General features: G+C 70.8%; 10 protein-coding genes and 1 pseudogene. 2 read left to right on the top strand and 9 right to left on the bottom strand.

What is annotated here, in order from left to right:
- Window positions 1-122: 122 nt before the first annotated feature.
- The 8 genes and pseudogenes from ACRDSQ_RS09760 to ACRDSQ_RS09725 form a co-directional block, all read right to left on the bottom strand.
- Window positions 123-1,287: pseudogene (locus ACRDSQ_RS09760) on the bottom strand (M24 family metallopeptidase).
- Window positions 1,288-1,537: 250 nt separating this feature from the next.
- Window positions 1,538-2,908, bottom strand: a complete 1,371-nt coding sequence (locus ACRDSQ_RS09755; RefSeq protein ID WP_431420522.1) for an aldehyde dehydrogenase family protein — start codon at window positions 2,906-2,908, stop codon at window positions 1,538-1,540.
- On the bottom strand, window positions 2,905-3,906 hold the full coding sequence (locus ACRDSQ_RS09750) for a proline racemase family protein (protein ID WP_431420521.1): 1,002 nt from the start codon (window positions 3,904-3,906) through the stop codon (window positions 2,905-2,907). Before ACRDSQ_RS09750 ends, ACRDSQ_RS09755 begins: the two co-directional genes overlap by 4 nt.
- A gap of 1 nt (window position 3,907) precedes the next feature.
- Window positions 3,908-4,828 (bottom strand): dihydrodipicolinate synthase family protein, encoded by a 921-nt coding sequence (locus ACRDSQ_RS09745; protein WP_431420520.1) that lies wholly within the window; start codon window positions 4,826-4,828, stop codon window positions 3,908-3,910.
- A complete protein-coding gene (locus tag ACRDSQ_RS09740) occupies window positions 4,825-6,174 on the bottom strand; it encodes an FAD-dependent oxidoreductase (protein ID WP_431420519.1) in 1,350 nt (449 codons plus the stop codon). Before ACRDSQ_RS09740 ends, ACRDSQ_RS09745 begins: the two co-directional genes overlap by 4 nt.
- Window positions 6,171-6,437 (bottom strand): (2Fe-2S)-binding protein, encoded by a 267-nt coding sequence (locus ACRDSQ_RS09735; RefSeq protein WP_431420523.1) that lies wholly within the window; start codon window positions 6,435-6,437, stop codon window positions 6,171-6,173. The genes ACRDSQ_RS09740 and ACRDSQ_RS09735 overlap by 4 nt, the downstream gene beginning before the upstream one ends.
- 41 nt (window positions 6,438-6,478) lie before the next feature.
- Window positions 6,479-7,654, bottom strand: a complete 1,176-nt coding sequence (locus tag ACRDSQ_RS09730) for an NAD(P)/FAD-dependent oxidoreductase (protein ID WP_431420518.1) — start codon at window positions 7,652-7,654, stop codon at window positions 6,479-6,481.
- Window positions 7,655-7,712: 58 nt separating this feature from the next.
- Window positions 7,713-8,327, bottom strand: coding sequence for a helix-turn-helix domain-containing protein (locus ACRDSQ_RS09725; RefSeq protein ID WP_431420517.1), 615 nt, complete (start codon window positions 8,325-8,327; stop codon window positions 7,713-7,715).
- A gap of 202 nt (window positions 8,328-8,529) precedes the next feature.
- Here ACRDSQ_RS09725 and ACRDSQ_RS09720 point away from each other — a divergent pair, with 202 nt between their 5' ends.
- Both ACRDSQ_RS09720 and ACRDSQ_RS09715 read left to right on the top strand, forming a co-directional pair.
- The gene (locus tag ACRDSQ_RS09720; RefSeq protein WP_431420516.1) at window positions 8,530-9,447 is read left to right on the top strand and encodes an SGNH/GDSL hydrolase family protein; all 918 of its coding nucleotides are present in this window, start codon (window positions 8,530-8,532) and stop codon (window positions 9,445-9,447) included.
- 40 nt (window positions 9,448-9,487) lie between these two features.
- On the top strand, window positions 9,488-10,105 hold the full coding sequence (locus tag ACRDSQ_RS09715) for a TetR/AcrR family transcriptional regulator (protein WP_431420515.1): 618 nt from the start codon (window positions 9,488-9,490) through the stop codon (window positions 10,103-10,105).
- 33 nt (window positions 10,106-10,138) lie between these two features.
- On the opposite strand, the gene ACRDSQ_RS09710 is transcribed toward ACRDSQ_RS09715, so the two are convergent.
- Window positions 10,139-11,451, bottom strand: a 1,313-nt coding sequence (locus ACRDSQ_RS09710; RefSeq protein ID WP_431420514.1) for an acyl-CoA dehydrogenase family protein, incomplete at its 5' end; no start/stop codon positions are given.

The raw sequence follows: 11,451 nt of genomic DNA, 5'->3' as shown, positions 1-11,451 counted from the left end.
CTTCCCGCTGATGCGTTTACCGACGATCGAGGGCACGTTTAGGTAATACACCCTGGATGCTGGATTCTCCAGTGCCAGCAAGGACGACACGCCAAACGATCAAGAAAGCCAGGAAGGTCCGGCTAGGACACTCGATACCGCCCGACGCGGGAACGCACCCACTGTTCGAGTGCGTCCGGCTCGACCGGCAAGTCGGCCGACAACACGTCGATGCCTTGGGCGGTCACGACAACGTCGTCCTCGATCCGCACACCGATCCCCCGCAGCTCCGGCGGGACCGTCAGATCGTTGGGGTGGAAGTAAAGGCCCGGCTCCACGGCCAACGCCATTCCCTCCTCAAGCACCCCGTCGTGGTACATCTCCGCCGAGGAGTGGGCGCAGTCATGCACCTCCAGGCCGAGGAAGTGCCCGACACCGCACACGATGTAGCGGCGGTGGTGCTGGTTGCCGATCTCGAGGGACTCGTCCACCGAGACTGGCAGCAGACCCCAGTCGTGCAGGCCTTCCGCCAACACCCGCATCGCGGCGGTGGAACGCGCCGTAGCCCGCGCCGGGACGGACCGCCGCCAGTGCCGCGCGGTGGGCGCTCAGCACGAGGTCGTAGACCTGGCGCTGAACTTGGCTGTACTCCCCCGACACCGGCAGCGTCCGGGTGATGTCGGCGGTGTAGAGCGTGTCGACCTCAACTCCCGCGTCGAGAAGCAGCAGCGAATCCTCCGGCACGGCGCCGTCGTTGCGCACCCAGTGCAGGACCGGCGCGTGCGAGCCCGCCGCGACGATCGAGGCGTAGCCGACACCGTTGCCCTCGGTTCGGGCGCGCCGGTCGAAGGTGCCCTGCAGCCACCGCTCGCCGCCGCCCTTGACCGCGGTCGGCAGTTCGCCCGCCACGTCTTCGAAGCCACGGATCGTGGCGTCGACCGCGTGGCGCAGCTGCCCGATCTCCCAGTCGTCCTTGATCCGCCGCAGCTCCGCGAGCGTGCGGCGGAGTTCGCCGCCGGGCGCGCCGGGGACCAGGGCGTCGAGAAGTGGGTCGACACCGGGTGTCGTGAGCATTTCCGGGAGTCGCCCACGGACCGCGGACGGCAGTTTCTCCAGCGACCGGCACCGCAGGCCGAGCGCCTCGGACCACTCGCTGAGTCCTGGGCTCGGGCCAATCCAGAGTTCGCCGTCGCGCGCGTTCGCGAAGAAGTCGGGTTCGTCCGGCCCGGCGGGCTCACGCAGGAACAGTTCCGCGTCGTGTCCGGGCCGCAGCACGAGCACCGCGCCCTCGGCGTGGCAGCCGGTCAGCCACGAGAAGTCGCTGTCCGGCCGGAAGCCGTAGTCGGTGTCGTTGGCCCGGACCGGCGCCCACCCGCGGCGACCACGATCCGCTTACCCGGCAGGGCATCGCTGAGCCGCTGTCGGTGCGCCCGGGCGGCTTGGGCCGCGCCGTCGGGCAGGCGCGCCTCCCGGTCGCCCGGACCCCATCCCGAGCCCACGAAGTCGCGGAAGCCGGTCGCCTCGACAAGGCGGCTGGGATCACGTCGTGCCGGACGGGTCACCGGTTCGCTCCGATCTGCACTGTGCGGGAGGAGGTGTAGAAGAGCGCCGCGGCCTTGCCCTGTTCGCGGCCGCCGTAGCCGGAGTCCTTCTCGCCGCCGAAGGGGAGGTGGAAATCGACGCCCGCGGTCGGGGCGTTCACCTTCACCATGCCCGACTCGCAGCGGTCCGCCGCGGCCAGGGCGACGTCCAGGTCGGCGGTGTAGACCGAGGTGACCAGCCCGTAGTCGGTGCCGTTCGCCATGGCGAGCGCGGCGTCGAGGTCGGGGACGGTGGTGAGCGTGCAGATCGGGCCGAAGACCTCTTCGCGATTCAGCACGGCGTCCGGTCCCAGGCCCGCGATCACTGTGGGGCCCACAAACCAGCCCTCGTCTCCCGCGACAGTGCCGGAAGCCACTACCCGGCCGCCCTCGGCGCGGGCGCGCGTCACCGCGTCGGCCACTCGGTCGCGGGCCGCGTCGCTGATGACCGGGCCGACGACGACCTTGGGTTCGGCCGGGTCGCCGAGTCCGAGCTCGCCCACCTTGCCCGCGAGTGCCTCAGCGAGCGGTCCGCTGTCGCCCACGGCGATCACGCGTTTCGTCGCCGTGCACTTCTGGCCCGCGAACCCCATTGCCGCGTAGGCGATGTCGACCGACGCGCGGCCAAGGTCGGCGTCGGGCAGGACGATCGTCGCCGACAGTCCGCCCATTTCGCACTGGGCCGGGATTCCCCGTCCGGCGGCGGCCACCGCGACTCCCCTGCCGACCGCGCCGGACCCGGTGAACGACACAGCATCCACACAGGACACGAGCGCGGCGCCGGTGTCAGCCGCGCCGGGAAGCACGGTGAACAGACCCTCAGGCAGATGGGCGGTGAAGATCTCGGCCAACCTCAGCGCGCACGCGGTGGCGTCCGGGGACGGCTTGATCAGCACGGCATTGCCGTACGCGAGCGCGGGCGCGGACTTCCACACCGGGATCGCCAGCGGGAAGTTCCACGGGGTGATCAGCCCGGCCACCCCGCGCGGCCTGCGCGCGGTGAACCCGAGACCGGCCCCGGTCGCGTAGGTCTCGCCGATCGGATCGAACGCCTGCTGGGCGTAGTACCGCAGCAGCGCAACAGCCCTGGCCACCTCGCCCGCCGCCTCGGTGGCCGGTTTGCCGACCTCGCGGACGGCCAGCGCGGCCAACTCGGCGGCGTTGTCGGCGACCGCCTGGGCGATGCCCGCCAGCGCGGTCGCGCGGACACCTGGGGCGGCGGCCGCCCACTCACGTTGCGCGACACGGGCTTGCGCCGCTGCGGCGAGCACGGCGGCGGGCTTGGTGACGGGCATTTCCACGACCACGTCCGACGGCCGCTGCGGCGACGTGGACACGACTCGGGTCACAGCTGGAACCCCCTGGGGAACGGGTCTTCGGGATCGAGCAGGTACTGGCCCATGCCGGTGATCCAGGCGCGGCCGGTCACCGTGGGCAGGACGCCGAGCCGGTCGCCGACCGGGACCTCCTCGATGAGCCTGCCGGTGAAGCGGGTGCCGATGAAGGACTCGTTGACGAAGTCCTCCTCCAGCTTCAGCTCACCCCTGGCGTGCAACTGGGCCATCCGGGCGCACGTGCCGGTGCCGCAAGGCGAGCGGTCGAACCAGCCGGGGTGGATCGCCATCGCGTTGCGTGAGTGACTGCCTTCCTGGCCCGGCGCGGTGAACTGGACGTGCTTGCAGCCGCTGATGCTGGGATCGGCGACGTGCACGGGCCTGCGTCGGGCGTTGATCGCGTCCATAATGGACAGTCCAGCGGCGAGGATCGAGTCCTTGGCCGCGCGGTCGAACGGCAGGCCCAGCGTGTCCAGCGGGATGATGGCGTAGAAGTTGCCGCCGTAGGCGAGGTCGTAGCGCACCTCGCCGTAGCCGGGAACCTCGACGGTGGCGTCGAGTTCGTGGGCGTACGCGGGAACGTTCTTCACGGTCACGTGCTCCGCGCGGCCGTCGCGCACGGCGACCTCCGCGAGGACCAGACCGGCGGGTGTGTCGAGCCGAACCGTGGTCACCGGCTCGCTCACCTCGACCATGCCGGTCTCGACCAGGACCGTGGCCACGCCGATCGTGCCGTGCCCGCACATCGGCAGGCAGCCGGACACCTCGATGTAGAGCACGCCCCAGTCGGCGTCGGGCCGCGTGGGCGGCTGCAGGATCGCGCCGCTCATGGCGGAGTGGCCGCGCGGCTCGTTCATCAGCAGTTCGCGCAGGTGGTCCAGGTTGGCCATGAAGTGCTCGCGGCGGGCCGCCATGGTGTCACCGGGGATGACGCCGACACCGCCGGTGATCACCCGGGTCGGCATGCCCTCGGTGTGCGAGTCGACGGCGCTGAAATACCGGGCGGACCGCATGTCAGGCCGCCACGGGGTGCGCGCGGAGGTAGTCGACAGCCTTGCGCATGTCCTGCCCCAGGCGGGCGCGCTGCTCGTCGGCCAGCGGGCCGCGCGGCGGGCGGCAGGGTCCGCCGAACCGGCCTAGGACGTCCATGCCGAACTTGATCGACTGGACGAACTCGGTGCGCGAGTCCCAGCGGAAAGCGGCGACGAGCGGCTCGTACAGCGCTCGGGCCTCGGCCAGCTTCCCTTCCATGGCAAGGGAGTAGAGGCGCGCGGACTCGGCGGGGAAGACGTTCGGGAACCCGGCGAACCAGCCGGTGGCCCCCATCAGCAGGCTTTCCAGGACGACGTCGTCGGCCCCGGCGATCACCGCGATGTCGGCGGCCTCGCGGATCTCCAGCACCCGGCGCACGTCGCCGGAGAACTCCTTGACCGCGACCACGTTGTCGATCTGGGCGATCTCGGCGACCAGCTCGGGGGTGAGGTCGACCTTGGTGTCGATCGGGTTGTTGTAGACCATGATCGGCAGCCCGGCCTTGGCCACCTCCGTGAAGTGGTGGATCACCTCGCCGTGGTTGGCCCGGTACATGGTGGGCGGCAGGCAGAGCACGCCGTCCGCGCCGTCCTCGGCGGCCACTTCGGCCCAGTGCCGCGCCTGGTGGGCACCCGCGCCGTGCACGCCGACCACGACGACGCCGGTGCCCTTGACCGCCTCGATCGCGGTGCGGGCGACCTGCCTGCGCTCGTCGTCGGTCAGCGAGGAGTACTCGCCGAGGGAGCCGTTCGGCCCGACGCCGCGGCAGCCGTTGGCCACCACCCACTGGCAGTGCTCGGCGTAGCGGTCGAGATCCGGGCGCAGACCGGCGGGCGCCTTCGGGTCTTCGGCGTAGGGCAGCGCGGTGGCGACGATCACGCCGTCGAGCCGTTCCTGGGTCACGTCTTCTCCTTCTCGGGGTCCTCGGCGAGTTCGCCGAGGCGCAGTGGTGCCGCGATCGGCCGTCTGGCCGTGTCGGCGGGGTCGTAGCGGCCGCCGGTGAACCCGGCGGCCAGGTCAGCGGCGTTGCGTCCGCAGACGCGGCCTTGGCACAGGCCAAGGCCCACGCGGCTGGTCAGCTTCAGCGACCGCACACCGAGCGCGTCGCGCTCCCGTGCGGCCGTGCGCAGGGCGGCGAGGGTGACCTCTTCGCACCGGCAGATCAAGGTGTCGTCGTCGGGCCAGGTGCGCCAGCCAGGGCGGACCGGGTAAGCGGCGGCCAGCCCTTCGGCGAAGGTCCGGCCTCGGCGCGCTTTCCGCCGGGCTGCTTCGGGAATCGCCTGGCAGGCGGCGGCGGCGCCAGCGATGGCGCCCTCCGCCGCGGCGAGGTCGGCGCCGCCGATGCCGGTCAGCTCACCGGCGGCGAACACGCCGGGAACCGACGTCTCCTGGGCGGATGTCACCTCGACGAAGCCGTCGACAAGACGGCAACGCGCGGAGACCGCGAGTTCGAGTTGGGGCGTGAAACCGAAGCCCACACAGACCGCGTCGACCGGGAAGCGGCGCTCGGTGCCCGGCCGGACCTGCCAGTCTCGGTCGAGGGCAGCGGTGGTCACCTCGGTGACCCGGTCCTCGCCATGGGCCGCGATCACCGTGCGCCTGGTTCGGTAGGGAATGCGGTGTTTCGCGAGCAGGCGGGCGTACCCGGCGAGTTCGGCGAGCTTGCCCCGCCCGGCGAAGAGCGCGGACGGTGTCCAGCCGCGGATGCCGCCGTTGGCCTCCAGCACTTCCACGACCTTGGCGCCGACGCCGGTCAGGGACTGGGCAACGGGCAGCAGGAAGGGGCCGGTGCCCGCCACGAGGACGCGCTTGCCGATCGGGACTCCTTGCCCCTTGGCGAGGGCTTGGGCGGCACCCGCGGTGACGACGCCGGGGAGGTCCCAGCCGGGGAACGGCAAGCCGCGGTCGTAGGCGCCGGTGGCGAGAACGAGCGCGTCGGCGGTCAGGGTCTCGCCGCGGCGGCCGGGTCCGTCGGCTTGGCCGGTGCGGACGTGGACCACATGTCCTTTGTGGAGGGGCTCGATCGTCCAGACGGCGGTGTCGGTGAGCAGGCGGACCCCGGGGTGCTCGACAAGCCTGGTGCCGCCGGTGACCTTGTCCGGTCCGGCCCCCGCGGGCAGCCGGTGGAACTGGCCGCCGACGGTGGGCGCGGAATCGACGAGGGTGACCTCGGCGCCCGCGTCGGCGGCGGCGAGAGCGGCGTTGATGCCCGCGGGCCCGGCGCCGACGACCACGACGTGTCTGGTCATGACCGCGCCTCCGGCAGCTCGGCGCCGTGCTGGGTGCGGACCTCATCGCCGTCGGCGAGGACCCGCTGGCAGGCGCGGACGTCGGGGATGCCGTTGACCACGACCAGACAGTCGAAGCACACGCCGATGCCGCAGAACAGGCCGCGGGGTTTGCCGCCGGTCCTGGTGTCCCGCCAGGAAACCTGGCCGGCGGCGAGCAGGAGCGCGGCCACGGTCTGGCCGGGCCGGGCGGACCGGGCCACGCCGTCGACGGTGACGTGCATGCCGTCGCCACCGAGATCGGGCCGGGACACGACTTCCCTGTTCACGCCGCCTCCATCAGGGCCGGGCGGTCCACTCGGAACGGTGTCGGATCGACGTGCGGTTCGGCCCCGGTCAGCAGCTCGGCCATCAGCCTTCCGGTCGCGGCGGCGAGGCCGATGCCGGCGCCTTCATGGCCGGTGGCGTGCCAGAGGCCGGATACCCGGGGGTCCGGACCGATCACCGGGAGGTGGTCAGGCGCGTACGGGCGGAAGCCGCCGTAGGCGCGCATCACCGGGACGTCGGCGAGGATCGGGAACAGCGCCACCGCCTTGCGGGCGAGTTCGCGCAGGACGGCGACTTCGAGATGGTCGGCGAAGCCCACGCGTTGGCGGCTGGAGCCGATCAGGACCGGGCCCGCGGGGGTCGACTCGACGACGCTGGAGGTCTGCAGGTCGGCGTCGCCGCTGGCCACCGCGCCGACATAGTCGGCGTCGTAGACCTTGTGTCGGATGGTCGGCGGCAGCGCGGCGGTGACCAGCACAATCCCGCGCCTGGGCAGGATGGCGATGGGCGCGCCGGCGGCGGTGGAGAAGGCGCCGGACCACGGGCCGCAGGCGTTGATCACGGCGCCGCACGCGACGTCGCCTTCGGAGGTGCGCACCGCGCGGACGCGGCCGGTGGCGTCGGTGTCCACTCCGGACACCGTAACCCCCGACCGCACCGTGCCGCCGCGCTTGCGGACGGCCGCGAGCAGCGCGCACGCGGCCAGGACCGGCTGCAGCTGGGCGTCCTGCGGGTAGTGCACGGCGGCCGTGACGGCCGGGGTGAGGTGCGGTTCGAAGTCGCGGGCCCGCTCCGCCGGTATTTCGCGGGCGTCGACCCCGACGGCGCGCTGGGCGGCGGCGAAGTCGAGGAGGGGTCGAGCGGCGGCGGGGGTGGTGGCGACGACCAGGCCCCCCTTGGCCTCCCACTCGATCTCCGCGCCCTCGCCCAGGTCTTCACGCAGCGACGCGATCAGCGCCGGCCAGTGCAGGCGGGACGCCATGGCGAGGTCGAGTTCCGGGCCGGGTGCCTTGTCCGACACCAGGATGTTGCCCTCACCGGACGCCGTCGTCGCCGAGGCGGGCGCGCCGCGGTCGAGGACCGTCACCTGGACCCCGGCGGCGGTCAGCGCGTGCGCGCAGGCGGCGCCGATGACACCAGCGCCCACCACCACCACGTCCGGGTACACAGCCATCGCCTCCAGCGTTCATTAAAGTGAACACCGGCGACGTTAAGGGGCGGAGCCCAGAACGTCAACCCTGAGGTCGGGCGGCGCTCGACACCGCGCAGGAACCGGCCATCGGGGTCTTCCCGGCGTCCACCGGGTACTGCAGCATCAGCACGGAGGTCACCGGGCCCTCCACCGTCTCGTAGAGGTGCGGAAGGTGGCCCGGGAAGCACACATAGTCGCCGGGTTCGAGGACGTACGGCTCGGCGATCGGACCGACGCGGAGCACGCCTGACGTGACCACGACGTGCTCGTATCCGGGATGTCCCGCGGACTGCTGCACCTCGCCGGGGCGCACCCGCTGGTCGTAGACCTCCATGACCGTCTCGACCAGGTCGAGCCTGCGCAGCAGGCGCAGGTCGACCGCGTTGCTGCTGAGCACGTCGAGCCCGGCCGATCGGACCAGCACCACCCCGGGCTTCGACTGCTCGGTCAGCAGGGACGAGACCGGGACCCGCAGAGCGTTCGACAGACTGAACACCGTATCGATCGTCGGGTTGCCCGCGCCGTTCTCCAGCTGTGAGAGCGTGCCCTTCGCGATCTCCGAGCGCCGCGCCAGTTCCGACAGCGACAGGCCCAGCTCCGCCCGCAGCGCACGGATGTTCGCGCCGAGCACCGCCCCGGCACTCTCTCGCCCCACAACGCCTCCCTGGTCCACGTGCGTCCAGTCAGATTAGCCGGACGCCGCCTGCGCGCCGGGTGTCGAAGCCACCGCGACAAGACTTGAAACAAGCTCACATTAGCCCGAATGGGTCATTGTGCGCGGACGAACGTCTCATGACAATGGGCTGACTGTCGATTTGGTCGCCCGACCAAGATCAGTGATGCGAAGAGGTGCGTCCATGACGAGTCGCCGAACGTTCGCCGCCGTCGCCACCGCCATGACTGTCCTCGCAACCCTCGCGCCGAACGCGGCGGCGGCCCCGAAGTACGAGGAGTACGTGGCCCTCGGCGACTCGTGGACCGCGGACGTCGTCCTGATCGGACCGCCCACGGCCGAACACGCCCCCGTCGACGGCGCGCAGTCGACGGTGAACTACCCGAAACTCGTCGCGGCGGCCCTTGGTGTGTCGACGTTCCGCGACGCGAGTTGCGGCTCGGCGACCACGGAGCACTTCGCGAACCCGCAGACCGGCCTGCCCCTCGGCGGCACGAACCCGCCGCAGTTCGACCGGCTCACCACGTCGACGGACCTGGTGACGGTGGGAATCGGGGGCAACGACGCGGGACTGGCGGGAGCTGTGGTCGGCTGCCTCAACCTGCTGCCGCCGCTGCTGCCCTTGCCGCTGCCCGCCCCGCTGGGCACCTACTGCAAGCAGAACTGGGTCGTCGGCGGCGTGGACCGGATGTCGGAGAACATCCGCGTCGCGAAGCAGAAGGTGATCACGTCCCTGCGCGAGATCAAGCACCGCTCCCCCAAGGCCCGCGTCCTGGTGGTCAACTACCTGGCCGGGCTGCCGAAGTCCGGCGGCTGCTGGCCCGTCGTGCCGATCCTCACCCAGGACATGGAGTGGCTCTCCGCCAAACTCCGCGAACTGAACACCGCCCTGCGAGACGCGGCGGCGGTGACCGGCGCCGAACTGGTCGACACCTACACCCCGACCATCGGCCGTGACGTGTGTCAGGGGCCGTTCACCCGGTACGTGGAGGGCCTGATCCCGTTGTCCCTCAACGGAGTCGCGGTCGCGGTGCCGTTCCACCCGAACTCAGCGGGCGCGAGGGCACAGGCGCAGACCGTGCTGGGCAAGATCCACGGGTGACTTCGACCCTACGGAGACCGCCGTCGAAGGAGCACCCGCCATGACCCGGATGTCAGCCGACGAACGCCGCGCGGCGCTGGTCGAGGCGGCCATCAGGGTCATGGCCCGCGAGGGAGTCGCGAAAGCGACCACCCGGGCGATCGTCGCCGAGGCCGACATGCGGCTCGGGTTCTTCCACTACTGCTTCAACTCCAAGGAAGAACTGCTCCTGCAGGTCCTCGACGGGATCAACGAGCGCAACACCCGCGCAGCCACCCAGAACATCGACCCACAACGCACGCTGCGTGAAACGGTCAAGGCAAGCATCGACGCATACTGGGCGCACGTGGAGAGCAACCCCGGCGAACACCAGGTCACCTACGAACTGACCCAGTACGTCCTGCGCGACCCCACGCTGGCCAAGGTAGCCCGCAAGCAGTACGACAACTACGCGACGGCAGCGACAACCGTCCTGGAGACAATCTCAGCGGCGACGAGGATGGAGTGGACAGTCCACCTGCCCACCCTCGCCCGATTCCTCCACAACACCCTCGACGGCGCAACCCTGAACTGGATCATCGACCGCGACACCCACAAGGCACGTGCCGTGCTGAACCAGCTCACCAACTACCTCGTGGCATCGGCCCGCCGCAAACAGGCCAACCGCAGGACTGGCTAACTACTCTACCCAAACAGGCACCCACCCAAGAACTCAGCGATCGGCATCCCGCGGAAGCCCAAGCATGCGCTCACCGATCACATTGAGCTGCACCTCAGTAGTCCCGCCATAAATCGTCATGGCCCGACAAGCAATCACCTGATCCATCCACTTGTCGCTCGGCTCCCCCTTGACCGCCACCGCACCAGCCACCCCAAGCTCAGCCAGACAGAACTCAGCGATCTGCTGCCCGAACCGCATGCTCAGAAACTTCCCCACACTCGAAGTCGTGCTGACATCAGCGCCAGACAACTGCTTGAGCACAGTCCGAGCCCCCAACAGGTCAAGAACCTGGTTCTCACACACGAACTCTCCGACCCGATGGATCGCAGTGGCGTCAAGATCGCGACCCGCGGCGAAGCGCAAGAGGTCGGCGAGGGTCGGGTAAGACGCGTTCCCTCGACCGAGCGCGACCCGCTCACTGGACAGGGTGGCGCGGGCGACCGTCCAGCCGGAGTTGATCTCGCCGACCACGCAGTCGTCGGGCACGAACACGTCGTCGAGGAACACCTCGTTGAACAGCGCGGAGCCCGTGGCCTCGCGCAGCGGGCGCACGGTCACGCCCGGCGTGGTCATGTCGAGGATGAAGTACGTGATGCCCTCATGCTTGGGCGCGGCCGGGTCCGTCCGGGCGATCAGCATCGCCCAGTCGGAGAACTGGGCCACGGTGGTCCAGATCTTCTGCCCGTTGATCTTCCAGCCGCCGTCGACGCGCTCGGCCTTCGTCGTCAGCGACGCCAGGTCGGAGCCCGCGCCGGGTTCGGAGAACAGCTGGCACCACACGACTTCGCCGCGCAGGGTCGGCACCACGACGCGCTGTTTCTGCCCTTCGGTGCCGTAGGCGACGATCGGCGGGACGGCCCAGCCGCCCATGAGCAGCTCCGGCATCTGGATGCCCGCCCGCTTCGTCTCCTCGCCGATGACAACCTGTTCCAGTGGTCCGGCGTCGCGGCCGTAGGGGCGGGGCAGGTGCGGCTGCACCCACCCGCCGTCGCCCAGTGCCACGAGTTGCTCGTCGGGACCGAGCGCGGCGATCTCCGCCAGTTCGGCGCGCACCGACTCGCGGATCGCCTCGCTGCCCTCGGGCAGGTCGATGGCGACCGGCCGGGTGACGCCGCTCAGCGCGTACCTGGCGACGGTGTCGGTCCACTTGGAACTCCGGCCGAGCAGCCCGCGCAAGGTCAGTGCGCGACGGTAGTACAGGTGGGCGTCGTGTTCCCACGTGAATCCGATGCCGCCGAGAACCTGGATGCAGTCGGCCCCGCAGCGCACGGCCGCGTCGGGCGCGACCACGGCCGCCGCCGCGG

Source organism: Actinokineospora sp., assembly GCF_050699995.1.
Lineage (GTDB): Bacteria > Actinomycetota > Actinomycetes > Mycobacteriales > Pseudonocardiaceae > Actinokineospora.
This window is presented reverse-complemented; position numbering and strand designations above follow the sequence as displayed.

Bases quoted from the DNA above. Each gene is read 5' to 3' on its own strand.
- ACRDSQ_RS09750 (WP_431420521.1), bottom strand. From the start codon at position 3,906: ATGCGGTCCGCCCGGTATTTCAGCGCCGTCGACTCGCACACCGAGGGC.
- ACRDSQ_RS09740 (WP_431420519.1), bottom strand. From the start codon at position 6,174: ATGACCAGACACGTCGTGGTCGTCGGCGCCGGGCCCGCGGGCATCAAC.
- ACRDSQ_RS09735 (WP_431420523.1), bottom strand. From the start codon at position 6,437: ATGCACGTCACCGTCGACGGCGTGGCCCGGTCCGCCCGGCCCGGCCAG.
- ACRDSQ_RS09730 (WP_431420518.1), bottom strand. From the start codon at position 7,654: ATGGCTGTGTACCCGGACGTGGTGGTGGTGGGCGCTGGTGTCATCGGC.
- ACRDSQ_RS09720 (WP_431420516.1), top strand. From the start codon at position 8,530: ATGACGAGTCGCCGAACGTTCGCCGCCGTCGCCACCGCCATGACTGTC.
- ACRDSQ_RS09715 (WP_431420515.1), top strand. From the start codon at position 9,488: ATGACCCGGATGTCAGCCGACGAACGCCGCGCGGCGCTGGTCGAGGCG.